General features: G+C 60.2%; 19 protein-coding genes and 5 tRNA genes. 19 read left to right on the forward strand and 5 right to left on the reverse strand.

Annotation, left to right across the window (positions count from 1 at the left end; genetic code table 11):
- Positions 1–61: 61 nt before the first annotated feature.
- From AC0Z5Z_RS11995 to AC0Z5Z_RS12015, 5 genes are all read left to right on the forward strand, one after another.
- Positions 62–928 carry a pirin family protein gene (locus tag AC0Z5Z_RS11995; protein WP_150741426.1) on the forward strand — a complete coding sequence of 289 codons (867 nt, stop codon included), beginning with the start codon at positions 62–64 and terminating at the stop codon, positions 926–928.
- A gap of 330 nt (positions 929–1,258) precedes the next feature.
- On the forward strand, positions 1,259–2,701 hold the full coding sequence (locus tag AC0Z5Z_RS12000) for a mechanosensitive ion channel family protein (RefSeq protein WP_110646436.1): 1,443 nt from the start codon (positions 1,259–1,261) through the stop codon (positions 2,699–2,701).
- Between the two features lie 83 nt (positions 2,702–2,784).
- Entirely contained in the window at positions 2,785–3,579 is a 795-nt protein-coding gene (gene xth / locus AC0Z5Z_RS12005; RefSeq protein WP_485611144.1) for an exodeoxyribonuclease III, read from the forward strand.
- 100 nt (positions 3,580–3,679) lie between these two features.
- Positions 3,680–4,513 (forward strand): arylamine N-acetyltransferase family protein, encoded by an 834-nt coding sequence (locus tag AC0Z5Z_RS12010; protein ID WP_236169448.1) that lies wholly within the window; start codon positions 3,680–3,682, stop codon positions 4,511–4,513.
- Positions 4,514–4,791: 278 nt separating this feature from the next.
- Complete coding sequence (locus tag AC0Z5Z_RS12015) at positions 4,792–6,315, forward strand: nucleobase:cation symporter-2 family protein (protein ID WP_024012376.1); 1,524 nt, start codon at positions 4,792–4,794, stop codon at positions 6,313–6,315.
- A 113-nt stretch (positions 6,316–6,428) separates the two neighbouring features.
- Here the strand turns inward: AC0Z5Z_RS12015 and AC0Z5Z_RS12020 are convergent.
- Positions 6,429–6,504 (reverse strand) — tRNA-Asn (locus AC0Z5Z_RS12020).
- Positions 6,505–6,723: 219 nt separating this feature from the next.
- Here AC0Z5Z_RS12020 and AC0Z5Z_RS12025 point away from each other — a divergent pair.
- Entirely contained in the window at positions 6,724–6,954 is a 231-nt protein-coding gene (locus AC0Z5Z_RS12025; protein WP_024012377.1) for a hypothetical protein, read from the forward strand.
- Here the strand turns inward: AC0Z5Z_RS12025 and AC0Z5Z_RS12030 are convergent.
- Positions 6,951–7,151: a hypothetical protein gene (locus AC0Z5Z_RS12030; protein WP_056784354.1), complete on the reverse strand. Its 201-nt coding sequence runs from the start codon at positions 7,149–7,151 to the stop codon at positions 6,951–6,953. The genes AC0Z5Z_RS12025 and AC0Z5Z_RS12030 overlap by 4 nt on opposite strands.
- Before the next feature lie 230 nt (positions 7,152–7,381).
- Entirely contained in the window at positions 7,382–8,578 is a 1,197-nt protein-coding gene (locus AC0Z5Z_RS12035; protein WP_016773918.1) for an amino acid aminotransferase, read from the reverse strand.
- Between the two features lie 337 nt (positions 8,579–8,915).
- Between AC0Z5Z_RS12035 and uvrB the strand changes: the two genes are divergently transcribed.
- The 13 genes from uvrB to AC0Z5Z_RS12100 all read left to right on the forward strand — a co-directional run bounded on the left by uvrB (position 8,916) and on the right by AC0Z5Z_RS12100 (position 20,612).
- Positions 8,916–10,931 (forward strand): excinuclease ABC subunit UvrB, encoded by a 2,016-nt coding sequence (gene uvrB, locus AC0Z5Z_RS12040; protein ID WP_016773919.1) that lies wholly within the window; start codon positions 8,916–8,918, stop codon positions 10,929–10,931.
- Between the two features lie 163 nt (positions 10,932–11,094).
- A complete protein-coding gene (gene gltX / locus AC0Z5Z_RS12045; protein WP_095180271.1) occupies positions 11,095–12,576 on the forward strand; it encodes a glutamate--tRNA ligase in 1,482 nt (493 codons plus the stop codon).
- Between the two features lie 188 nt (positions 12,577–12,764).
- Positions 12,765–12,840 (forward strand) — tRNA-Ala (locus AC0Z5Z_RS12050).
- Between the two features lie 79 nt (positions 12,841–12,919).
- A tRNA-Glu gene (locus tag AC0Z5Z_RS12055) sits at positions 12,920–12,995 on the forward strand.
- A 53-nt stretch (positions 12,996–13,048) separates the two neighbouring features.
- A tRNA-Ala gene (locus AC0Z5Z_RS12060) sits at positions 13,049–13,124 on the forward strand.
- 80 nt (positions 13,125–13,204) lie between these two features.
- Positions 13,205–13,280: transfer RNA gene (locus AC0Z5Z_RS12065), tRNA-Glu, on the forward strand.
- A gap of 181 nt (positions 13,281–13,461) precedes the next feature.
- Positions 13,462–14,001, forward strand: coding sequence for a TetR/AcrR family transcriptional regulator (locus tag AC0Z5Z_RS12070; RefSeq protein WP_041478525.1), 540 nt, complete (start codon positions 13,462–13,464; stop codon positions 13,999–14,001).
- Between the two features lie 30 nt (positions 14,002–14,031).
- A complete protein-coding gene (locus tag AC0Z5Z_RS12075; protein ID WP_150635760.1) occupies positions 14,032–14,865 on the forward strand; it encodes an alpha/beta fold hydrolase in 834 nt (277 codons plus the stop codon).
- A gap of 46 nt (positions 14,866–14,911) precedes the next feature.
- The gene (locus AC0Z5Z_RS12080; RefSeq protein ID WP_056784363.1) at positions 14,912–15,355 is read left to right on the forward strand and encodes an acyl-CoA thioesterase; all 444 of its coding nucleotides are present in this window, start codon (positions 14,912–14,914) and stop codon (positions 15,353–15,355) included.
- Between the two features lie 174 nt (positions 15,356–15,529).
- Entirely contained in the window at positions 15,530–16,489 is a 960-nt protein-coding gene (locus AC0Z5Z_RS12085; protein ID WP_056784367.1) for a tRNA dihydrouridine synthase, read from the forward strand.
- A gap of 119 nt (positions 16,490–16,608) precedes the next feature.
- Positions 16,609–17,055 carry an Hsp20 family protein gene (locus tag AC0Z5Z_RS12090; protein ID WP_016773925.1) on the forward strand — a complete coding sequence of 149 codons (447 nt, stop codon included), beginning with the start codon at positions 16,609–16,611 and terminating at the stop codon, positions 17,053–17,055.
- 192 nt (positions 17,056–17,247) lie between these two features.
- The gene (locus AC0Z5Z_RS12095) at positions 17,248–17,943 is read left to right on the forward strand and encodes a DUF1266 domain-containing protein (RefSeq protein ID WP_485611145.1); all 696 of its coding nucleotides are present in this window, start codon (positions 17,248–17,250) and stop codon (positions 17,941–17,943) included.
- On the forward strand, positions 17,940–20,612 hold the full coding sequence (locus AC0Z5Z_RS12100; protein WP_485611146.1) for a DUF805 domain-containing protein: 2,673 nt from the start codon (positions 17,940–17,942) through the stop codon (positions 20,610–20,612). Before AC0Z5Z_RS12095 ends, AC0Z5Z_RS12100 begins: the two co-directional genes overlap by 4 nt.
- Here the strand turns inward: AC0Z5Z_RS12100 and AC0Z5Z_RS12105 are convergent.
- Entirely contained in the window at positions 20,609–22,300 is a 1,692-nt protein-coding gene (locus tag AC0Z5Z_RS12105; protein ID WP_375123387.1) for an Hsp70 family protein, read from the reverse strand. The genes AC0Z5Z_RS12100 and AC0Z5Z_RS12105 overlap by 4 nt on opposite strands.
- A 94-nt stretch (positions 22,301–22,394) precedes the next feature.
- Positions 22,395–25,673: a PAS domain S-box protein gene (locus AC0Z5Z_RS12110; protein ID WP_071171649.1), complete on the reverse strand. Its 3,279-nt coding sequence runs from the start codon at positions 25,671–25,673 to the stop codon at positions 22,395–22,397.
- Positions 25,674–25,723: the final 50 nt, after the last annotated feature.

Here is a 25,723-nt window from a genome sequence, read left to right on the forward strand (position 1 = left end):
CTAGTCGAATATTCGATATGCCTTTAGGCTTAATCCAATGCATTTACACATTGGAGACCCCATGAAAAACATCATCGGCATTTACACCAGCCCGCGCGGCCATTGGGTCGGCGATGGTTTCCCGGTGCGCACACTTTTCTCTTACGACAACCTGGGCAAGCACATCAGCCCGTTTTTGCTGCTCGATCACGCCGGTCCCGCCGAATTCACCCCGACCACCGAACAGCGTGGCGTCGGCCAGCACCCGCACCGTGGTTTCGAAACCGTGACCATCGTTTACGACGGCGAAGTGCAACACCGCGACTCCACCGGCAGCGGCGGCACCATCGGCCCGGGTGATGTGCAGTGGATGACCGCAGCGTCCGGCATCCTCCATGAAGAGTTTCATTCGGAGAATTTCGCCAGAACCGGCGGCAAGCTGGAAATGGTCCAGCTGTGGGTCAACCTGCCGGCCAAGGACAAAATGGCCGCGCCGGGTTACCAGACCATTCTCGACCGCGACATTCCCAGCATCGCGCTCAAGGACAACGCCGGCAGCCTGCGACTGATCGCCGGTGAATTCGACGGGCACACCGGACCTTCGCGCACCTTCACGCCGATCGACGTCTGGGATCTGCGCCTCAATGCCGGCAAGTTGCTGACGCTTGATCTGCACGAAGGACGCAATACCGCACTGGTGGTGCTGAAAGGTTCGGTGCAGGTCAACGGTGCGGAATCGGTAGGGGTCGGGCAGTTGGCGCTGTTCGAACGCGACGGTGATCGACTCACTCTCCAGGCCAGCGAAGACGCGGTGGTATTGCTGCTCAGCGGCGAGCCGATCGACGAACCGATCGTCGGCCATGGCCCGTTTGTGATGAACACCGAGCAGGAAATTCATCAGGCCTTCGCCGACTTCCAGTCCGGGCGTTTTGGCCGGATGCACGCCTGACCCCGAGCTTTACTGGCAACTGAAACTCCCCTGTGGGAGCGAGCCTGCTCGCGAATGCTCTGATTCAGTCGAAGAGGTAGTGACTGACAGGACGCCTTCGCGAGCAGGCTCGCTCCCACAGGTTTTTCAGCGTCTGATCGTTCCCACGCTCTGCGTGGGAATGCAGCCGGGGACGCTCCGCGTCCCACATCTTCAAGATCGCAGCCTTCGTCAGCTCCTACAGGGTTTCGCAGTGTTTTCAAGTGGCGGTTCATCCACCGAAATCAATTGCTCCTACACTGTGCCAATCTGTGCGATCTTCTCGCGATTGGCCTTTGTCGGAGTTGTTTGATGCTGTCTCTGCTGACCGAACACCCGTTGTTTAGCGCGTTGATCCTGATCCTGCTCGATCTTGGCCTGTGGCGGCTGATCAGCTCTCGCGGCAGCGAATGGAAGCTGCTGGTGCGGGTGCTGATTTTCGCCCTGTTCAGCATTGTGCTGTTCAACGAAGGTCTCAACCCGATGGAACCGGCGCCGTGGGCCGACAACGTGCCGCTGCATCTGGCGGCAACCGGGCTGCAGATCGGCTGGTGGCTGTTTGGTGCGCGCACCCTGACGGTGTTGATCGGCGCGGTGATGATGCAGCGGGTCGGCCATACCGGCCGGCTGTTGCAGGACTTGCTCGGCGCGGTGATTTTCCTCATCGCGATCATTGCGGCGCTGGCGTACGTGCTCGATCTGCCGGTCAAGGGCGTGCTGGCGACGTCCGGCGCGTTGGCGATCATTGTCGGTCTGGCCTTGCAGAGCACCTTGAGCGACGTGTTCTCCGGCATCGTCCTCAACACCACCAAGCCCTATCAACTCGATGACTGGATCTCCATCGACGGCACCGAGGGCCGCGTCACCGACATCGACTGGCGCGCCACGCGTCTGCAAACCAGCCAGGGCAGCATGGCCGTGATACCCAACTCGCTGGCGGCGAAAGCCAAAATCATCAACTTCAGCCGACCGAGCAATATGTTCGGCGTTTCCGTCAGCGTGCCTGTCAGCCCCCATGCCCGGCCCAGCTCAGTGATCGAGGCGCTGGAGCGGGCAATGCAGGGTTGCCGGCAATTGCTCGACACGCCGGCGCCGAGCGTATCGTTGAAGAGTTCTGCCAGCGGCGGCGCGGAATACGAAATCAGTGGATTTGTCGCCTCGATGGGCGAGAAGCGCGTGGTGCGCAATCAGTTGTTCGACCTCGCTTACCGGCATTTGCAGGCCTCCGGCGTCAACCTGCTGTCGAGCAACGAGACCAGCGCCGCACCGCAGTTGTCGCGGCCAAGGGCGTTGTTAGAAAGCTCACCGATCTTCTCGACTCTGCGTGAAGAAGAGAAAGACACCTTCAGCCAGAACATGACCCTGCAAACCTTCCGCGCCGGCGAAACGATTCTGGCGGGCGGGGAGGTCAGCGATCATTTGTTCATCATTGAATCCGGCGTGGTTTCGGTGACGCTCAAGCGCCATGGTGCACCCCTGGAATCCGGGCGCATGGGGCCGGGCGAGGTGATCGGCGAGGCCGGGATTCTTTCCGACACCGCGTTGCCGGCGGATTTTTCCGCGAAGACTTTCTGCGCCCTGTATCGCATCGAGAAGTCCTACCTGAAACCGTGCCTGGACGCGCGCCATGACATCCATGATGCGATGCAGGCGTTGCTCGATTTTCGTCTGCACAAGGCGCAGTCGCTGACCGAGGACGCGCCCGTGGTCGCGCCGAAAAGAGGCTTCCTGCAATGGCTGCGTAATCGCGTCTGAGCTGTCGCATTGTCATTCGATGCAACCTGCGCGGCGTTCTCAGGGTCACAATTTGCAATCCCACCGGGCAGGAGTTGCAGACGATGAAAAACCTGCGGATCGCCACCTTCAACGTCAACGGCATGCGCGCGCGGCTGCCGAATCTGCTGGAGTGGCTCAAGCGCGACCAACCGGACATCGTCTGCCTGCAAGAGCTCAAGTCGGTGGACAGCGCATTTCCCGCCGCCGAACTGGAGGCCGTCGGTTACGGCGCGATCTGGCAGGGCCAGGCGTCATGGAATGGCGTGGCGATTCTGGCGCGTGATGCGCAGCCGCTGGAGAGTCGACGCGGTTTGCCCGGCGATCCCGATGACACGCACAGCCGCTATATCGAAGCGGCGGTGCACGGTGTGCTGGTCGGTTGCCTGTATCTGCCCAACGGCAACCCACAGCCGGGGCCGAAATTCGATTACAAACTGGCCTGGTTCGAGCGTCTGATCAATTACGCCAAAGACCTGCAAAGCAGCGATCACCCGGTGGTGCTCGCCGGTGACTTCAATGTCGTGCCCACCGACATGGACATCTACAACACGCGATCCTGGCTCAAGGATGCTTTGTTGCAACCCGAAAGCCGCGAGTGCTATCAGCGCCTGCTGGGCCAGGGCTGGACCGATTCCCTGCGCCACGTGTATCCCGAAGAACGCATCTACACCTTCTGGGATTATTTCCGTAACCATTGGCAAACCAACTCCGGCCTGCGCATCGACCACCTGCTGCTCAACCCGGCATTGAGCCCGTATCTGCACGATGCCGGCGTCGACGCCTGGGTGCGCAACGAACCGCACGCCAGCGACCATGCACCGACATGGATTCGCATCGCTTCGCGGAAAAAGCGCTGAGCGGGCGATTGGCGAAATCAATTGTCGGAAGCCGTGCCTGATCCCGTATACAGGGCAATATCCACGCAGTGTTCTGCGGCCCATGCATAAGGATCGAGCAATGAGTGCGCTACGGCTGAGCAATACCAATCTGTATCTGCAACGTTTGGGTTTCGATGCGCCGCCGCCACCGACACTGGATACGTTGCGTCAGTTGCAACTGCGCCATACCGCCGAATTTGTTTTCGAAAATCTGGCTACGATCATGGGTGAACCGGTGTCGATCGACCTGGACTCCATCGAAAGCAAGGTGCTGCAGCAAGGGCGGGGCGGCTACTGCTATGAGCTCAATCATTTGTTTTATGCGCTTTTGCTTGAACTGGGATTTGAGGCGCGCGGCATCAGCGGGCGCGTGGTGATGAATCAACCGGAAGGCAGCTGGACGGCGCGCACCCATCGTTTGAGCCTGGTCACCATCGACGGCACTCGCTATATCGCCGACGTCGGCTTTGGCGGCATGGTGCCCACCGCGCCGCTTTTGCTCGACAGCGAACATGAACAACCCACCCCACACGAACCCTATTGCATCGACAAGCAAACCGATGGCTACCTGCTGCGCGCCAAGGTCGCAGGTGAATGGCGGCCGATGTACCTGTTCGATTTGCAACGCCAGGAAGACATCGATTACACCGTTGGCAACTGGTACGTCTCGACGCATCCCGAGTCACCTTTTGCCCAGCGCCTGATGCTGGCGCGCACCGGCGCTGGTTGGCGCAAAACCCTGAACAACGGCAGTTTTGCCATTCATCACATGGGCGCGGACAGTGAGCGGCGCGAGGTGGCGGATGTCGACGAGCTGATGAAATTGCTGCGGCGTGAGTTTGATCTTCAAGTGCCTGATTCACCGCGTGTGCGGCAAGCGCTGGCTCGGGTAATCGCGCCAGCCTCCATCTAAGGCTTTACATCAGGCTCCAATACGCGACGGATCTCCCCGATTGCCGCTGAAAGAGCGCGACTGCACCGTCGGTCGCCTTGAACACTTCAGCCTGGTGGGCACTGGCGCGGACGCAGCGGGGATGTGTTGCCGAATTTGTTGGGGCAAGAAGCGCAGACTAGAAGGTTGGATGGCTACCTAACCATTATGTGACTGACAAGTTGTATACAACTCTATGGACATTTGTCCTGAGTATTGAATACAGTGTGCGCATAACAAAAACCAGGGAACCCCCCACCATGAAAACGCCCCATGTTTCACACCAACGGCCCGAGGACGAAAACCTCGGGGTCGGCGCGAATATGGCTTACGGCCTGCAACATGTTCTGACCATGTACGGCGGTATCGTTGCGGTGCCACTGATCATTGGCCAGGCGGCCGGTCTGTCGCCGGCGGACATTGGTCTGTTGATTGCTGCTTCATTGTTTGCGGGGGGGCTGGCGACGTTGCTGCAAACCCTGGGTCTGCCGTTTTTTGGCTGTCAGCTGCCGCTGGTCCAGGGCGTATCGTTCTCTGGTGTGGCGACCATGGTCGCGATCGTCAGCAGTGGCGGGGAGGGCGGTTTCCAATCGGTGCTGGGCGCGGTGATTGCCGCCTCGTTGATCGGCTTGCTGATCACGCCAGTGTTTTCGCGCATCACCAAGTTCTTTCCGCCGCTGGTAACCGGCATTGTGATCACCACCATCGGCCTGACGCTGATGCCGGTGGCCGCACGCTGGGCAATGGGCGGCAACAGCCACGCGCCGGACTTCGGCAGCATGCAGAACATCGGTCTGGCAGCGGTGACGCTGGTGCTGGTGTTGCTGTTGAGCAAGGTTGGCAGCGCGACCATTTCTCGGCTGTCGATTCTGCTGGCCATGGTCATCGGCACGGTGCTGGCGGTGTTCCTCGGCATGGCGGATTTCTCCAGTGTCACCACCGGTCCCATGTTCGGCTTCCCGACACCGTTCCACTTCGGCATGCCGACCTTCCATTTCGCCGCGATCCTGTCGATGTGCATTGTGGTCATGGTGACGCTGGTGGAAACCTCGGCAGACATCCTTGCCGTGGGCGAAATCATTGACACCAAGGTAGATTCCAAACGCTTGGGCAACGGCCTGCGCGCCGACATGCTGTCGAGCATGTTTGCGCCGATCTTCGGTTCGTTTACGCAAAGTGCTTTCGCGCAAAACGTCGGCCTGGTGGCGGTGACCGGGATCAAGAGCCGATTCGTGGTGGCCACCGGCGGTCTGTTTCTCGTCGTCCTCGGGCTGCTGCCGTTCATGGGCCGGGTGATTGCCGCCGTGCCGACTTCTGTCCTCGGCGGCGCCGGGATCGTGCTGTTCGGCACCGTGGCGGCGAGTGGCATTCGCACGTTGTCGAAGGTGGACTACCGCAACAACGTCAACCTGATCATCGTCGCCACTTCGATCGGTTTCGGCATGATCCCGATCGCAGCGCCGAACTTCTACGATCACTTCCCGAGCTGGTTCGCGACGATTTTCCATTCGGGCATCAGTTCATCGGCAATCATGGCGATCCTGCTCAATCTGGCCTTCAACCACTTCACAACCGGCAACTCGGATCAACAGTCGGTGTTCGCCGCAGCCGAAGAGCGCACGCTGCGTTATCGCGATCTCGCCGCGCTGCGTGAAGGCGATTACTTCAGTGACGGCAAGCTGCATGATTGCGATGGCAAGGAAGTGCCGGTGATCGAGCCGGATGACCATGATCATGGCCACGGCGCGCCGAAGGTGCAGGTGAAAAGCAGCGAACATGTCTGACCGCTGCGTCTGAAACAGGAAAGGCCGATCTGCCCAAACAGATCGGCCTTTTGGTATTTTTAATGCGCCCACAAAAAAGCCCCTGAACCTTGCGATTCAGGGGCTTTGCTATTTGGCTCCACAACCTGGACTCGAACCAGGGACCCAGTGATTAACAGTCACTTGCTCTACCAACTGAGCTATTGCGGAATTGGTGCGTATGTTACTGATTCAAAAAGAGAAGTCAAGCATCGCCTGGCAACTTTTGCGATTCATGGGGACGGACGGCATTTTGTCAGCGATTGGCGGTTACCAGGAAGGCCTCAGAGGTCTACCATGGCAGCCCGGAAGTGGTCACACGCGCTGCCGGCCATTAGCCGCAAAGGTACGCGCCATGATTCAAATCACCCGCAACACCGAGGTGCTCGCATGAGCACCGCACAGATCAGCCTGCCCAAAGGGATCGGCCCGCACGCCGAAAAACTTTTCGATGCAATCACCGGGGCAAGTACTGCCGAAGAATTGAACCGCGCCGGCGGCAAGGCCGAAGGTTTCGTCCTCGGTCTCGAAAGCAGCAAGGCCATCAAAAGCCAGGTCGCCGAATCGCTGTATGTGATTTACGACGATGCCGCCACCCAGCGCTCGGCTGAACTGGCTTAACTGCCGAAAGTAATCGTGCCGAGCATCAGCTTGGCATAGACCGCTGTCGCCGCCAGTTGCACCAGCCACAGGGCCAGGCCACCGAGGAATACCCCGGTGGCGACTTGCAGCACCAGGCTCTTTTCACGCTTGGCCGGAGCGCGCGGGACGAAATCATCCAGGTCGTCACGGTCGGCGCGCAGGTTGTCGTTTTTCATGTGGGTTCTCTTCAAAAATCTCGGGTGTACACAAAACCGGTAGGAGCTGCGGAACGCTGCGATCTTTTGATCTTGATCTTAGAAACAAGATCAAAAGATCGCAGCCTCGTTGCACTCGTCAGCTCCTACACTTTGAATTGTGTGCAGTCTAGAGGTTGCACGGCGGTTCCAGGGACAAATAAAAACGGGAAGCCGTTCAAGGCTTCCCGTTTTTTCATCACTCGCCGAAATCAGATGACCTGAACGATCGCGTCCGTCACAGCCTTGATGTTGCTCTGGTTCAAGGCAGCCACGCAGATGCGGCCGGTGTCCAGGGCGTAGATGCCGAACTCGTTGCGCAGGCGATGCACTTGTTCAGTGGTCAGGCCGGAGTAGGAGAACATGCCGCGCTGACGACCAACGAAGCTGAAATCGCGGCCCGGGGCTTTTTCCGCCAGCAGGGCAACCATCTGCTCGCGCATGCCGCGAATGCGCAGGCGCATCTCGGCCAGCTCGGCTTCCCACTGTGCGCGCAGTTCCGGGCTGTTCAGCACCGCAGCAACAATGCTGGCGCCATGGGTCGGCGGGTTGGAGTAGTTGGTGCGGATCACGCGCTTGACCTGCGACAGCACGCGCGCGCTTTCTTCTTTCGATTCGCTGATGATCGACAGTGCGCCAACGCGTTCGCCGTACAGCGAGAACGATTTGGAGAACGAGCTCGAGACGAAGAAGGTCAGGCCGGATTCGGCGAACAGGCGCACAGCGGCGGCGTCTTCATCGATGCCGTCGCCGAAACCCTGGTAAGCCATGTCGAGGAACGGCACGTGACCTTTGGCCTTGACCACTTCCAGTACCTTGTTCCAGTCCGCCGGGGTCAGGTCGACGCCGGTCGGGTTGTGGCAGCAAGCATGCAGGACAACGATCGAGCCGTTCGGCAGGGCGTTGAGGTCGTCGAGCATGCCGGCGCGGTTCACGTCGTGGGTGGCAGCGTCGTAGTAACGATAGTTCTGCACCGGGAAACCAGCGGTCTCGAACAGCGCGCGGTGGTTTTCCCAGCTCGGGTCGCTGATCGCCACGACGGCGTTCGGCAGCAGTTGCTTGAGGAAGTCGGCACCGATCTTCAGCGCGCCGGTCCCGCCGACGGCCTGAGTGGTGATGACGCGACCGGCGCTGATCAGCGGCGAGTCGTTGCCGAACAGCAGTTTCTGCACGGCCTGGTCGTAGGCAGCGATGCCATCGATCGGCAGGTAACCGCGCGAAGCGTGTTGCGCGACGCGAATCGTCTCGGCTTCGATCACCGCGCGCAGCAGTGGAATTCGCCCCTCTTCGTTGCAGTACACGCCTACGCCCAGGTTGACCTTGGTGGTCCGGGTATCGGCGTTGAATGCTTCGTTGAGGCCCAGGATTGGATCGCGGGGTGCCATTTCGACAGCGGAGAACAGGCTCATTATTACGGCGGCTCTGAATGGAGAGTGGAGGGACGTGTAGCGCTCCAGCCGAATGCACTAGAGCGGTGCACAAACGGGGAGCTAGTATAGAGGCCATCACCGCGCAATGGCGACAGGCGAATCGGCTTTTGGGGTAAGTTTTTCCGATTATTTCTGGACCGTTAGTCGATTGACTTTGTCAGACTCTTTACCGGATGTAGGACGTTTGCCTTGAAAGGTCAGGCAATCGCCACCACATTCAGCACAATCCAGGTTTTTTCTTGCGCGACATCGGTCGTTTGCGGTCGTCCTCGTGGTGCTCCGTCTGACGCGGAGCGCCGCGAATCCAGAGGTGTGTATGTCGGAATTCCAGCTAGTCACCCGCTTCGAGCCTGCCGGCGATCAGCCGGAAGCCATTCGCCAGTTGGTTGAGGGCATTGACGCCGGACTGGCGCACCAGACATTGCTCGGTGTGACCGGCTCGGGCAAGACCTTCAGCATCGCCAACGTCATCTCCCAGGTACAGCGTCCGACGCTGGTTCTGGCGCCGAACAAGACCCTGGCCGCGCAGTTGTACGGTGAGTTCAAGGCGTTCTTCCCGAACAACGCCGTTGAATACTTCGTTTCCTATTACGACTACTACCAGCCCGAAGCCTATGTGCCGTCGTCCGACACCTTCATCGAGAAGGACGCGTCGATCAACGACCACATCGAGCAGATGCGACTGTCCGCGACGAAAGCGTTGCTGGAGCGCAAGGACGCGATCATCGTCACCACGGTGTCGTGCATCTATGGTCTGGGCAGCCCGGAAACCTATCTGAAAATGGTCTTGCACGTTGATCGCGGCGACAAGCTCGATCAGCGCGCGCTTCTGCGGCGCCTGGCTGACCTGCAATACACCCGCAACGACATGGATTTTGCCCGGGCGACGTTCCGCGTGCGCGGTGATGTGATCGATATCTTCCCGGCGGAATCCGATCTGGAAGCGATCCGCATTGAGCTTTTCGACGACGAGGTCGAGAGCATTTCCGCGTTTGATCCGCTGACCGGCGAAGTCATCCGCAAGATGCCGCGCTTCACTTTCTATCCGAAGAGCCACTACGTGACGCCTCGGGAAACCCTGCTCGACGCCATCGAAGGCATCAAGGTCGAATTGCAGGAGCGCCTCGAATACCTGCGCAGTAACAACAAACTGGTGGAGGCCCAGCGCCTGGAGCAGCGCACCCGTTTCGACCTGGAGATGATCCTCGAACTGGGTTACTGCAACGGCATCGAAAACTACTCGCGCTACCTTTCCGGGCGTCCATCCGGCGCGGCGCCACCCACGCTTTACGACTACCTGCCTGCCGACGCCTTGCTGGTGATCGACGAATCCCACGTCAGCGTGCCGCAGGTCGGCGCGATGTATAAGGGCGACCGTTCGCGCAAGGAAACCCTCGTTGAGTACGGCTTCCGCTTGCCTTCGGCGCTGGACAACCGGCCCATGCGTTTCGACGAGTGGGAAGGGGTCAGCCCGCAGACCATTTTCGTTTCGGCGACGCCTGGCAACTATGAAGCCGAGCACGCCGGGCGCGTGGTCGAACAAGTGGTGCGGCCGACCGGCCTGGTCGACCCGCAGGTTGAAGTGCGGCCGGCACTGACTCAGGTCGATGACTTGCTCTCGGAAATCACCAAGCGCGTGGCGATCGAAGAACGTGTGCTGGTCACCACGCTGACCAAGCGCATGGCCGAAGACCTGACCGATTACCTCGCCGACCACGGCGTGCGCGTGCGGTACCTGCACTCGGACATCGATACCGTCGAGCGCGTCGAGATCATCCGCGATTTGCGCCTCGGCGTGTTCGATGTGCTGGTCGGGATCAACCTGCTGCGTGAAGGCCTCGACATGCCGGAAGTGTCGCTGGTGGCGATTCTCGATGCCGACAAGGAAGGCTTCTTGCGTTCCGAGCGCTCACTGATCCAGACCATCGGCCGCGCGGCGCGTAACCTCAATGGCCGGGCGATTCTCTACGCCGATCGCATGACCGGTTCGATGGAGCGGGCGATTGGCGAGACCGAGCGCCGTCGCGAGAAGCAGATCGCCTTCAACCTTGAGAACGGCATCACCCCGAAAGGTGTGATCAAGGACGTCGCCGACATCATGGAAGGCGCCACCGTGCCCGGTTCGCGCAGCAAGAAGCGCAAAGGCATGGCCAAGGCCGCCGAAGAGAACGCCAAGTACGAAGCCGAACTGCGCTCGCCAAGCGAAATCACCAAACGCATCCGCGCGCTGGAAGAGAAGATGTACCAATTGGCGCGGGATCTGGAGTTTGAAGCGGCGGCGCAGATGCGCGACGAGATTGCCAAACTGCGCGAACGATTGCTTACGGTATAAGGGATCGTTCCCTGTGGGAGCGAGCCTGCTCTTGAATGGCCTTCACACCATCCGAAGGGCTTAGGGCATCTGGCTTAAATACCCTGCCCGCTGGAGCGGGGCGGGTGTCGCCTGTTACCATTCGCCGCTTGATTGTTCTGCTCTTCATTTTTCGAGACAAGCCATGACCACCGTCCGCACTCGCATCGCGCCATCGCCTACCGGGGACCCCCACGTAGGTACCGCTTACATCGCATTGTTCAACTACTGCTTTGCCAAGCAGCACGGCGGTGAGTTCATCCTGCGCATCGAAGACACCGATCAGTTGCGTTCGACCCGCGAGTCCGAACAGCAAATCTTCGACGCCCTGCGCTGGCTCGGTATCGACTGGAGCGAAGGCCCGGACGTCGGCGGCCCGCACGGCCCCTATCGGCAGAGCGAGCGCGGCGACATCTACCAGAAGTACTGCCAGCAACTGGTCGACATGGGGCATGCGTTCCCGTGCTTCTGCACCGCTGAAGAACTCGACCAGATGCGCGCCGAGCAAATGGCTCGGGGCGAAACTCCGCGCTACGACGGCCGCGCACTGCTGCTGTCGAAGGAAGAAGTCGCGGCGCGCCTGGCTGCTGGCGAACCGCACGTGATCCGCATGAAGGTGCCGAATGAAGGCGTCTGCGTGGTGCCGGACATGCTGCGTGGCGACGTCGAGATCCCGTGGGATCGCATGGACATGCAAGTGCTGATGAAGACCGACGGCCTGCCGACGTACTTCCTCGCCAACGTCGTCGACGATCACCTGATGGGCATCACCCACGTGCTGCGTGGCGAAGAATGGCTGCCATCGGCACCGAAACTGATTTTGCTGTACGAATACTTCGGCTGGGAACAACCGGAGCTGTGCTACATGCCGCTGCTGCGTAACCCGGACAAGAGCAAGCTGTCCAAGCGCAAGAACCCGACCTCGGTGACGTTCTACGAGCGCATGGGCTTCATGCCGGAAGCGATGCTCAACTACCTCGGCCGCATGGGTTGGTCCATGCCGGACGAGCGCGAGAAGTTCTCGCTGCAGGAAATGGTCGACAACTTCGACCTCAAGCGCGTTTCCCTCGGTGGGCCGATTTTCGATATCGAGAAGCTGTCGTGGCTCAACGGCCAGTGGCTGCGCGATCTGCCGGTGGAAGAGTTTGCCGCGCGCGTGCAGAAGTGGGCGTTCAATTCCGACTACATGATGAAGATCGCGCCGCACGTGCAGGGCCGGGTTGAAACGTTCAGCCAGGTCGCACCGCTGGCGGGGTTCTTCTTTGCCGGCGGCGTGAATCCGGATGCCAAGCTCTTCGAGTCGAAAAAGCTCTCCGGCGATCAGGTTCGCCAGTTGATGCAGTTGATCCTGTGGAAACTGGAAAGTCTGCGGCAGTGGGAGAAGGACAGCATCACCGCGACGATCCAGGCGGTGGTCGAATCCCTCGAGCTGAAACTGCGCGATGCGATGCCGTTGATGTTTGCTGCGATCACCGGGCAGGCGAGTTCGGTGTCGGTGCTCGATGCGATGGAAATCCTCGGCCCGGATCTCACCCGTTTCCGTCTGCGCCAGGCGATTGACCTGCTGGGCGGCGTGTCGAAGAAAGAAAACAAGGAATGGGAAAAGCTCTTGGGCGCCATCGCCTGATTGCTTTTGCTTCTTTGCAGGACTGCCGAAGGCTGCGATCTTTTGATCCTGCCTTCGGCGTTTCTCCCGAATTTACGGGGGAGGGCGGTAAGTGATTGTTATCCCGGCAAAAAATTTTGAAATTTTTCAAAAATAAGTTTGACAGGCTTTCGATACGCCCTTAAGATTCGCCCCGTCCTCAGCGATGAGGGGCTATAGCTCAGCTGGGAGAGCGCTTGCATGGCATGCAAGAGGTCGACGGTTCGATCCCGTCTAGCTCCACCAATTTACACTTCGAGGTCTGGCCACACCGGCCTTGAAGCGATCAACACTCAGCGTTGATCAGTTGTATAGAAGGGTTTGCGTCCCCTTCGTCTAGTGGCCTAGGACACCGCCCTTTCACGGCGGTAACAGGGGTTCGAGTCCCCTAGGGGACGCCAGTTTTACAGAAGTGATGTTGCAAGAGATCACTCCGCCGCGAGGCGAAAAATCCGGGGCTATAGCTCAGCTGGGAGAGCGCCTGCATGGCATGCAGGAGGTCAGCGGTTCGATCCCGCTTAGCTCCACCAATTTTACAGTTCAAGGTCTGGCCACACCGGCCTTGAATCGATCAGCTCTCAGCACTGATCAGTTGTATAGAAGGGTTTGTGTCCCCTTCGTCTAGTGGCCTAGGACACCGCCCTTTCACGGCGGTAACAGGGGTTCGAGTCCCCTAGGGGACGCCACGATTACCCGCTCTGCGGGATTTATAAGGGTCATTCAATTATTGAATGGCCCTTTTGTTTGTCCGGCGTTTGGCCAACTCTCCTTTTTCCTTACACTGTGCTTCAGACCAGCGGTCATATTCATGACTTGCGGAATATTATTATGCGAATAATATTCTAGTCGTAATATTCGGAGGCAACGATGAACGATAAAAAAGCTCAAACCCGCGAACGCATCCTCAAGGCTGCCAGCGCCGCATTGATTCAACGCGGCCCGGCAGACCCGAGCGTGGGTGAAGTGATGGGCGCCGCCGGGCTGACTGTCGGCGGCTTCTATGCGCACTTCGAAAGCAAGGACGCGATGATGCTCGAGGCGTTCAAGCAGCTGCTGGGCCGCCGTCGCGATCTGATTGCCGACATGGACGCCGATCTGACCGGCGAAGAGCGTCGCGCTTTGGTGGCTGCGTTCTACCTGTCACGCAAACACCGGGATTCCAGCGAGGCCGCATGCCCGATCCCGGCCTCGATTGGGGAGCTGGGGCGTTTGCCAGAGTCGTTCCGCATTGCGCTGAACGAGCATTTGGAATTGATGGTCGCGCAACTGGCGGCCAGCCCTGAAGACACCGACAAGGCTTTGGCCGATGTCGCGTTGATGGTCGGTGGTCTGGCCTTGGCCAGAGCGCTGGGTCCGGGAGATTTATCCGATCGATTGCTGCGCGCCGCCAAGTCGGCGGTGCGTTGACCTGAAGGCAACAAGCCTGAGGAGAGTGCGATGAACGCGTTGAAGTGGGTTCGTGGCGTTAACGGTACCTTGGGCTGGTTTGCACCGAGACTGGTGGCAAGCAAAATGCGTCTGGCGTTCATGACGCCCCGCGCGCTACCGCTGCGCGATTGGGAGCTGCCGCTGTTGGCCAGCTCCGAACGCATCACATTGCGCTTCGGCCTGTCGGCGCTGCGCTGGGGCCAAGGTCCTGCAGTGTTGCTGATGCATGGCTGGGAAGGGCGGCCAACGCAATTCGCCTCGCTGATCAATGCTCTGGTCGATGCCGGCTATACCGTCGTCGCGCTCGATGGCCCGGCCCACGGTCGTTCCCCTGGGCGAGAAGCCAATGTAGTGCTGTTCGCCCGCGCCATGCTTGAAGCCGCTGCCGAATTGCCGCCGCTGCAAGCGGTTATCGGCCATTCCATGGGCGGCGCCAGCGCGATGCTCGCCGTGCAATTGGGGCTGCGCACCGAAACCCTGGTCAGCATCGCCGCACCGTCGCGGATTCTCGGCGTGCTGCGCGGTTTCGCGCGAATGGTCGGCATGCCGCCGCGCGCGCGTTCGGCGTTCATTCGTCAGGTCGAGCAGGACGTCGGCATGCGCGCCGCGACGCTGGACGTGGCCCACTATCAACTGGATATGCCCGGCCTGATCGTGCATGCCGAGGACGACAATTTTGTCTCGGTCAAAGAATCGCAATTGATTCACGAAGCCTGGTTCGACAGCCGCCTGCTGCGCCTGGAAAGCGGCGGCCATCAACGCGTGCTGGCCGACCCTCGAGTGATTGATGGCGTGTTATCACTGCTCGCCGGTCGCAGTCTCCAGGCGCGCCAATCGGCCTGAGCTCCGTTACACTGCCTCGGTTGAATACTTTGACCGGGAGTGGGGCATGGGCTGGGATCGGGCAACGCCGTTTACCATTGATCTGCAAGTAGGCGCCGAAGACATCGACGGGCTCGGGCACGCCAATAACGCGGTGTACGTCACCTGGCTCGAGCGCTGCGCCTGGCGCCATTCGCAGCGCCTCGGCCTGGACCTGGTCGAATACCGGCGTCTGGACCGAGCAATGGCCGTTGTCCGCCACGAAATCGATTATCTGGCCGCCGCCTATGAAGGCGATGAACTGCAACTGGCGACCTGGATCGTCGATTGGGATCAGCGCCTGAAAATGACCCGGCATTTCCAGCTCAAACGCCCCAGCGACAACGCCATCCTGTTGCGCGCGCAGACCACGTTTGTGTGCATCGAACTGTCGACCGGCAAGCCCAAGCGTATGCCGGCGGAATTTATCGAAGGCTATGGCCCGGCGATCCAGATCGCAGAAGCCATGTGAATCTCACCCTGTGGGAGCGAGCCTGCTCGCGAAAGCATCGCGTGAGTTACGCATGCGTCAACTGACAGACCGCCTTCGCGAGCAGGCTCGCTCCCACAGAGATATGTGTAGTTCTGCGGATTTGTGCGATATCCAGTAAACTGCCGCACGTTTTTTTTCAAGTAGTGTTTCCCCATGCAAATTGCTCTGGCGCCCATGGAAGGGTTGGTCGACGACATCCTGCGCGACGTGCTGACCCGCGTTGGCGGCATCGATTGGTGCGTGACCGAATTCATTCGGGTCAACGACCAGTTGCTCACGCCGGCCTATTTCCACAAGTTCGGCCCCGAGCTGCTCAACGGCGCTCGCACCGCGTCCGGCGTGCCGCTGCGCGTGCAATTGCTCGGTTCCGATCCGGTGTGCCTGGCGGAAAACGCGGCGTTGGCCTGCGAGCTTGGCTCGGAAGTGATCGACCTCAACTTCGGCTGCCCGGCCAAGACCGTCAACAAATCCCGTGGCGGCGCCGTGCTGCTCAAGGAGCCGGAGCTGCTCAACCAGATCGTCGAGCATGTCCGTCGCGCCGTACCGACGCACATCCCGGTCACCGCGAAAATGCGCCTGGGTTTCGACAGTCCTGACGGCTCGCTGGTCTGCGCCACGGCACTGGCCGAAGGCGGGGCAGAGCACATCGTCGTACATGCGCGGACGAAACTGGACGGCTACAAACCGCCGGCGCATTGGGAGTGGATCCCGCGTGTGCAGGATGTGGTCAAGGTCCCGGTCTTCGCCAACGGAGACATCTGGAGCGTCGAAGACTGGCGCCGTTGCCGCGAAATCAGCGGCGTCGAAGACATCATGCTCGGTCGGGGGCTGGTCTCCCGCCCGGATCTCGCTCGGCAGATCGCTGCCGCTCGCGCTGGTGAAGAGGTCGTCGAGATGACCTGGGCCGAGCTGATGCCGCTGATTCAGGACTTCTGGCTGCAGGCCAAGGCGCAGATGACCGCGCGCCAATCGCCCGGTCGCCTCAAGCAATGGCTGGCCATGTTGACGCGCAACTACCCGGAAGCCGCCGAGCTTTTCACTGTTCTGCGTCGCGAAACCGAGCCGGATCAAGTCTCGCGCTTGCTCGGATTGCCGCTCGTCGAAGCCGCATAAAAAATCTCAAAATATTCTCTTGAAATCAAAACAGCGGTCCCTATCTAAGGGTTACGCGATGCCGAATTCGGGTCGCGGAGACACAAAACCTTGCTGATTGTTTTCAGGAGATTTGAATCATGAGTACTGCATTTTCTCTCGCGCCACTGTTCCGTTCCTCGGTAGGTTTCGACCGTTTCAACGACCTGTTCGAAACCGCCCTGCGTAACGAGCCTGGCAGCAGCTATCCACCCTACAACGTCGAAAAACACGGTGATGACCAATACCGTATCGTCGTCGCGGCCGCCGGTTTCCAGGAAGAAGACCTGGACCTGCAAGTCGAAAAGGGTGTGCTGACCATCAGTGGCGGCAAGCGTGACACTGACGAAAGCGTCACGTTCTTGCATCAAGGCATCGCCCAGCGAGCCTTCAAGCTGTCGTTCCGTCTGGCCGATCACATCGAGATCAAGGACGCTGCGCTGCGCAACGGCCTGCTGAGCATCGACCTGCTCCGTGTGATCCCGGAAGAAGCGAAAGCCAAGCGCATCCCGATCAATGGAGCGCAGCAGCCGGCATTGCAGCATTGATTCATGTGCTGACACACAATCGCCCGAATCGGCGATAAGCCGCTGAACGAAAGGCCCCGATACGTCGGGGCCTTTTTTGTGCGCGCAAAGAAAGCCGACGCAACGTTTGCTGCTGGCTTTGTGGCTCTTTACAATCCGCGCCATCAAGGCCAGCCCCCCCCTTAATTCCCGCTGGCCCCGGAGCCTTTGTTCATGGACGAAATGGAACAGCGCTGGCTATACGCGCTTTCTGCGCCTTTGGTCGCCCTCAATCCCGACGCCGATTACACCGCACCCACCTATTGCTTTGACCTCAAACATGTCGATGTCAAAGGTGGTTGGGGCATCACTACGCGCGAACAGCTGTTGGACATGCTGCGTACTGCCGATGACGGCCACGCTACGCAGTTGAACGAAGCCTATCGGCAGTGGCAGAGGTGTCTGCCGTCCGAATGGCAGGCCTTGCTCGCAACACTCGACACTCGCCAGCGAGCTTTCTACGAATTCGCCAGTCGCACATTTGGCGAGTGCGGTTCAGGTGGCATCCGTGCCTGGGACCTTGGTCGCATGGGTTTTCTGCTGCGTTCTGCAGTGCTGCACGGCTGGATTGATCTCACCGAAAGCCTTTGGCTGCATGGTCGCATGGCGGCACGCGCGCGCTACTACTACGACAGTTGGACGAGCTACCTTAACGGCTTTGTCTTCGGCAAAGCCTTCTGGCATTGCCTGGGCAACAAGGATGAAGAGCTGGAGCACGAATATGACCGGCAAGGCGATTACATAGGCACCACCGTGGTCATCAGAAAGCTTGATCGTGATGCGCGCGCGCTGTTCGCACAACTGCCTTGGGACATGCCCTTGTATCCACCCGAGCGGCCTGATTCGCTAGGGGAGTTCGACTGGTCATGAGCTGCTGGATTCGCTTGGGTATCGAGCCCACCAAAGACAACGACGTCATTCGCGGCGCCTATCGCGCACGCTTGCCGCAGCACCATCCGGAAACCGATCCGGAAGGTTTTCAGGCGCTGCGTGAGGCTTATGAGCTGGCATTACGCTTTGCCCGCGAGGAAGCCGGGGAGCCGGATCAACCGGTTGCCGATGAGATCAGTCCTGCCGATCAGACGATGGCCGACTTTGAAGCATTGCTGCTTGATCCAGCGCGTCGCTTCCAACCGGTGGCCTGGCAGGCATTCAACCTTGAGCTGGACCGCCTGCCGCTGGAGGTGCTGGACGAAGTTTGCTGGCCATTGCTGCGCGAGTTGCTCGACGCCGGCCCGATTTCCCATGTCTGCGCCCGTTTGTTGGCCCAGCGCCTGGGCTGGGCGAGCCGCATGCTGGATCTGGATTTCGACAACGCACGGCATGTCGACGAGTTTTTGCAGCGGATCAGCGCGGCGGATCCGTTCGACACCTCGTTGATGAGCCATTGGCCCGCTGTCGCGCAGTTGGAAACTCTCTGGTATGTGCGAACCCTGAATCACCTGCACCGAGAGGCGTCGCTCGACGACTACCGTCATTTCGCCGGCCTGCACACTTGCATCCCCCTGCCTGCTGATGACGGGTTATTGCAACGCCTGGCCATACAGTTCAGTCAGGCTGATATCGCCAACAAAGACTTTCTCGACATTATCAGCGAGCAGCATCGGCTTGCGCCTGAAGATGTCGACTGGCTGTATCTGTTGGCCTGTCAGCGCAGTGCGCTGGGAATGGAAGAGTTGGCACTGCAGGCATGGGTGCGGCTCTGGCGCGAACATCAGCATCCGAAAGCGGCGACGTGGTTACTGGCGTTGTGCGCGCGACATCAGCCTCAGCGCCTGCCGCTGCTGATTCAGGCCTTTGATCGTCTGGAAAACTTCCGCGACTGGTCCGAGGATCTAGGTGATGTCACTCAAGAGTACGGCAGTCCATCACAGCGCCCGGAAACACTCGGGCGTTGGTTCAGGGCCAAGCAGCTCGAGTTGCAGGACATTGCCGGTGCATTTGTCGAATGGCGTGTCAGTGGTGACGAGTTGCCGTTGTTGGCGGCCCTGATCATTGACAGTGATGACCGTCCGTTGCAAACGCTCTACCAGCATGCCTGGGCTTTGCACCGTGGTGATGTGCCATTGCTGCGACGCATCATGCAGGCATCCGAGCCGGGGGATGTGCTCGATCAACTGGTGCTGGAAGGCTTGCAGTATCAGGCCGGGCAGCAGATCTGCTGGTTGACCCGAGCGCCGATTCCTCAGGCCCTGGAAGCGTTTCTGGCCAGCGACTCGGCATCGACACTGCCGTCGGCGCTGGAAAAGGGCGAACCGCTTGAGCTCAGTCTGCTGTGGATGCGCCGTTTGCGTGCTTACGACGCCCGATCGCTGGCGCGGCTTGCCGAAGCGTTCAGTCTCGACAAGCGTGACGAACGGCTTGCGGGGCTCAAGTTGCAAGCGCAACTGGCCGCGCAAGGCATGCTGCTTCCGGCGGTCGATAGCTACTCTGATGTCTGGGAATGGCATCGTCAGGCGATTTACCTGCTGGCCACCCTCGACGATCCGACGCGTTGGCTGGGCGCGCAATCGGGACACTGCGTCGACGCCATGAGCATTGCGCGTGAACACCCCTTGGCCCGTTTGCAGCCGCTGCTCTGTCGCCTGAGTCGCGAGCAGGGCAGCGCCAGTTGCCTGCTCGGCTGGCTGCAAGCGGCGGATCCGGTGCACTCGCTGCTCGCGCGCAAGTTGTTCAGTGTGCATGAGGCGCTCGATAGCACTCGGCTGTTGGGTAATGACCGTTTGTTCGAGTGCATGCGCAGCGACATCGCCAGCTTCAACGAAGATTTGCTCGGGCGCATGCTCTTGGGTGGAGTCCTTTACCACGATCCGTTGCTCACTGCGCAACAGCGTAAATACCTGCTGGAAAGTATCACCGAGGTGGTCAATCCACAGGACTGGTTCGACGGCTTCCGTCACAGTCTGATCAAGGGTGAGCCTGTTCACCCGCCCCGTGAGGCTCTCGCGGAGGAGGGTGTCAGCGACGCCTTTTACCTGGCGCTGGATGTGCTGAAGGATCTGGTGCGTTTTGGCAATCTGGGCTTGCCAAGGCAGAAGGTTCTGTTACGCATGCAGCGGGCCAAGGATGACTCGGAAAATGGACTCGGTTTGCGCTTCGCATTCAGTGCATTGCTGTCGTGGTCTGAGCGTTTGCTGTTAGCCAAGGCAACGACCCGTCCAACCCCCGCCGCTGCGTTCTGGAGCCTGGGTACCCGGCTGGGGCGCGGGGCGTTTATCTGGCAGGTCATTGGCGCGTTGCTGGTGACGCCCGTGGCGGCGTTGCTCAGCGGTACGCCCGTATCCGGCATCGTCGTGTTTCTACTGGGCCTGGCGTTTCTGCTCGGTGCGGTCCTGCGCCGGTTGCATGACATGGGGCGGGGCATTCCGATGTTGCTGATTTTGGTAATGCTGTCGCCGGTATTGCCGTTTCTGCCGCTGATACTGTTCGGTTTTCCCGGAGAGAAGCTGCCCAATCGTTATGGCGTGCCACCGGACAGTGGCGGTGAAGATACCTTGTCCGGTGGTTTGCAGGCGACCTTACGGCGACTTATCGGCTAGAGGCGTAACTCATCCAGAACCTTGTTGAGTTGTGAGCGGTGGCTGGCGATTTCTTCCGATCGCTGGTCGCCCAGCACCGTGGTGAAACTGTCCAGCCAGTCGGCAATCCGCTGGCGTTCTTCGCCCAGACTTTGCGTCCACGCCCGTTCCAGTCGAGCCAGCAGGGTTCGATTGGGCAGAGTGTCGCGGGGGTGAATTTTCAGCGTACTCAAGCGTTCATGACTGGTTTGCCGCGATTGCGCATCGAGTCCGGTCGGGCTGCGGTCAATGCTGTGGCTGTGGCGTTCGCCCGTCCTTGGCAGGGTGACGTCAACTTCGAGCAAACCGTTGATGTCATAACTGAACCGCACATCCAGCGCCTGGATATCATCGCTCGGCGTCAGCGTGACATCGAAAGCATCGATAAAAATGTTGTCGCGTACCCACGGACGTTCGCCCTGATAGACCGCAATACGGATGACTTCCTGTCGTGGAGATGTCGTGTGGTAACGCTCCACCCTTGAGGTCGGGATGATGGTGTTGCGCTCGATGATCGGCGAGAACGCGCCACTGACGCCTTCGCCACGATTGGTCGAAATCCCCAGCGTATAAGGGCAGACATCGGTCAGAATCAATTCCTCGACCGCACCATCCCGCGCCTTGCATGCCGCCTGCGTCGCCGCCCCCAGCGCCACGATAGTGTCTGGATCAAGATGCCGATAAGGCAGGCGTCCAAACAACGTGGCGACCATTTGCTGTACCGCCGGCATGCGCGTGGCGCCACCGACCAGCACCAGGCTGTCGAGGTCGCGCGGTTTCAGTCGGGCATCGCGCAGAGCCTGTTCGATTGGCGCGCGCAAGCGGGCCAGCAACGGCTCCCATATTTTCACTGCAGCGGCTTCATCCAGTTCCCATTCGAATGTCTGCTCGGCATGCCGCCAGCTCAACTGCTGTGCGCCTTCGCCGAGTTTGCATTTCAGCTGTTCCAAGGCATCACCGAGGCTGGCCATGGCTTGTGCATCGATCGTTGAGGGTGTGAGCTGCCAGTCTTGCAGACAGGCCTGCAACAGGGCGGCGGTGAAGTCTTCGCCGCCGAGAAAGTTGTCGCCAGTGGAGGCATGCACTTCAATCAGCGGCAATGCGTATTCGAGCACGGTGACGTCGAACGTGCCGCCGCCGAGATCGAAAATCAGCGTGCGTTCGAACTTCTGTTCGTGCAGGCCGTACGCCATGGCGGCGGCGGTCGGTTCGTTGATCAGGCGCGTCACGGACAGCCCGGCCAGTTCGGCGGCGAACAAGGTACGCTTGCGCTGCTCGTCACTGAAATATGCCGGTACGGAAATGACCGCTTCTGTGACCGCCTGGCCGAGAAAGGCTTCCGCGTCTTGCTTGAGGGAGCCAAGCACCAGCGCCGACAACTCTTCCGGGCTGAACTGGCGAGAGCCGAGCTGGATTTGCCTGTCGCTGCCCATGAAGCGCTTGAACGCGGCGGCAGTGCGTTCCGGGTGCGTGGTCAGGCGGGCGCGGGCGGCTTTGCCGACCAGAATCGTGTCGTCTTCATCAAGGCTGACCACCGACGGTGTCAGCACATCGCCGAGGGCGTTAGGAATCAGTTCGGCGCGGCCTTCACGCCAGACGGCGATCAGGCTGTTGGTGGTGCCAAGGTCGATGCCCAGCAGGGCCGGGCGGGGAAGGGATGCATCCTGCATGGTTGATCTCGAAGCGGCGCAAAAAACGCGACCCTACAGGCTGACGCAAACCGTGGCAATTGTTGCTCTGTTGCCAGTCTGTGCGACCGCCGATTCAGGGCAGCAGTTTTTTCAGATCCTCCAACCCCACCGGCCGGCTGTGCAGATAGCCCTGATACAAATGGCATTCCAGGCCCTGCAAAAACGCCAGTTGCGCGGGCGTCTCCACGCCCTCGGCAATCACTTCCAATTCCAAGCTGCGGGCCATAGCGACAATTGCGCGAATGATCTCCGCGACATTGGAGTCAGTGGTTGCATCGCGGATGAACGACTGGTCGATCTTCAGGGTGTCTACCGGTAGCCGCTTCAAATACGTCAGCGATGAATAACCGGTGCCGAAATCGTCCATGGCGAAGCTCACGCCGAGCTTTTTCAGCCGGCGCATTTTGCTGATGGTGTCTTCCAGATTCTGAATGACGATGCCTTCGGTGATTTCCAGTTTCAGCAGCGAGCAGGGCAGGCCGTGGCTGGTCATGCTGTGTTCGATGCGTTCGACGAAATCGTTCTGGCGGAACTGCCTCGGGCTGATGTTCACGCACAGGCTGAAGTTCAGCGGGTCAACGAGTTTCAACGCGATCAATTGTTTGAAGGCGTTACAGGCTTCATCGAGGATCCAGGTGCCGACTTCGAGAATCAGGCCGCTATCTTCCAGCACCTTGATGAACTCGGTAGGCGATTGCGCACCCAGTTCGGGATGGTTCCAGCGCACCAGGGCTTCGGCGCCGATGATGCGGTTGTCGCGGGCATCGACTTGCGGCTGAAAGTGCACGTTGAACTCGCCGCGCGATAGCGCAAGACGCAGGTCGGTCTCCATGCGCAGGCGTTCGCTGGCCGCTTTCTGCATGGTGTTGTGATACATCTGCGTGGTGTTGCGCCCGGAATCCTTGGCCCGGTACAGGGCGATGTCGGCGCGTTTGAGCAGGTCGGTCGGGGTCGAGCCGTGATCGGGAATCAGCGCCACGCCAATGCTCGGCGTCACTTGCAGGCGCTGGCCATCGAGGAACATCGGCTCCGAAAGCAATTCGCGAATGGTGTCGGCCAGCGCGCGCACTTGTTCGCTGACTTCACTGCGCGAACCTTCGAGGCCGCTGAGCAACACCACGAACTCATCGCCACCGAGGCGCGCTACCGTGTCTTCCATGCGCACGCTGGCTTCGAGCCGCGCGGTGATGATTTTCAGCACGGTGTCGCCGACCGGGTGACCGAGGGAATCGTTGATGTGCTTGAAGTGGTCGAGGTCGAGAAACAGCAAGGCGCCGCGCAGATTGTGGCGCTTGAGCAGGGCGATCTGCTGACTCAGGCGATCCATCAGCAAGGCGCGGTTGGGCAGGTTGGTCAGCGGGTCGTGATAGGCCAGGTGACGAATCTGCGCTTCGGCGTTCTTCAACAGGCTGACGTCGCGCGCGGTCAGCAGCAGGCAGGCGGTTTCATTGAGGGTGATCGGCTCGACCGAAACTTCCACCGTGAGCAACTCGCCGCGCTTGTTGCGCCCGAGCATTTCCTGATGATGCACGCGGCCCTTGATCTGCAACTCGGCGAGTAAGGTCGAGCGCTGTTTCTCTTCGGCCCAGATCCCCACCTGATAAACGGTTTTGCCCACCACTTCGTCGGCGCGGTAGCCGGTGAGGCGACAGAAACCGTCGTTGACCTCCAGATAACGCCCGGTGTCGCGCTCGGTGATGGTGATCGCGTCTGGACTTGAGTGAAACGCCTTGGCGAACTTTTCTTCGCTGGCCTTCAGCGCCGCTTCCGAGCGCTGTTGCTGAGTAATGTCGCGCAGGGTGGTGACGATGCACGGCTGATCGCCGACGCTGATCTGCCGGCTGGAAATCACGCAGGTCAGCGACTGGCCGTCCTTGTGCTGGACGAGAATGGCCACGTTGCTCAGGCCCTGTTCGCGAATCACCCGTTCGATGCGTTGCAGGCTCTTTGCCGAGGCGTCCCACAGGCCGATTTCCTCGGCGGTGTGGCCAATCACATCGGCGGCACTCCAGCCAAAAGTCTGGCTGAAGCTCGAATTGATCTCGATGAACTCCCCGGTTTCCTGGCGCGTCACGCAGATCGGATCGGGGCTGACCTGAAACAGCGTGGCGAATTTCTCTTCCGAGGCTACCAGCCGCTGCTCGCGCTCGACCTGATCGGTGATGTCCAGCAACGTGCCGGCCATGCGCAGCGGCGCGCCGTTGTCGTCGCGATAGAGACGCGCGCGGCTTTCCAGATAGCGCGAGCTGCCGTCGGGCAATTGCACGCGATAGGTCAGTTGATAATTGCCGGCCGGGCCTTCGCGCAGGCTGCGGTAGGCGTCGCGCATGCTGTCGCGCTCCTCGCCCGGCACGCCTTCGAAAAACTCCTCGAATGATTCATGGAATGGAATCGGCTCCAGCCCGTGCAATTGCGCAGCGCGCGCCGATCCGTAGAGCATGCCGCTGGGGATGTGCCAGTCCCAGGTGCCGAGTTGCGCCGAGTCCAGCGCCAGGTCGAGGCGTTCCTGGCTGTCCTTCAAGGCCAGTTCGGCGGCTTTGCGTTCGGTGGTGTCGAGGAAGGTGCTGAGCAGATAGGGCTGGCCTTCGAGCTCGACCTTCTGCGCGCTGAGGATGCCGTCGTGCACCTGGCCATTGCTGGCGCGGAACTGCACTTCCATGCTGATCAGCTCGCCCTTGGCTTTGGTTTTCTTCACCAGTTCGGCGCGTTGCTCGGGATGCACCCACAAGCCCAGTTCCAGGGTGGTGCGGCCGATTGCGCTTTGCACCGGCCAGCCGAACAGGCTTTCGAAATACTGGTTGGCCTCGCTGATCAGACCGTCATCCTGACGGGTCAGCAGAACCATGTTCGGGCACAGGTGGAAAAGTGTCGCGAAACGTTTCTCCGAGCTGCTCAGGGCCTGCTCGCGCTGGCGTTGGTGGGTGATTTCGCGAATCACCCCGATCATTCGGGGCCGGCCGTTCTTGTCTGGCAGCAGGCTGCCGCTGATCTCCAGCCAGTGCAGGCTGCCGTCGGGCCAGCGAATACGGTGATGCATCGCCTGCTCCAGCGGGGCGCCGGCGATCACCGCGTGGAAGGCGCGCACGGTTTTCGCGCGGTCTTCCGGCGGCAACAGGTCGAGGTATTCCAGGTCGGCAGGTAATGGCTGCCGTGGATCGAAACCGAACAATGCCTGAGTGCCCCGTGACCAGCTGATCTGCCCACGTTCGATGTCCCAATACCAGGCACCGAGCCGCGCGCCGTTGAGCGCGGCGAGCAATTGCGGCGCGCTTTCCCAGCTCTGCTCGGAATGGCGCGGATCAACAGCCTGGATTCGCGGCATCGGCGGAATTCGGTCAACAGATTTCGGCATTGTCAGCGGGCCTTGAGCTGAGTGGCGTTAGGCACAGGAGCGGCTCTATA

This window comes from Pseudomonas sp. 1L-E-NC-VB-C3, assembly GCF_057291535.1.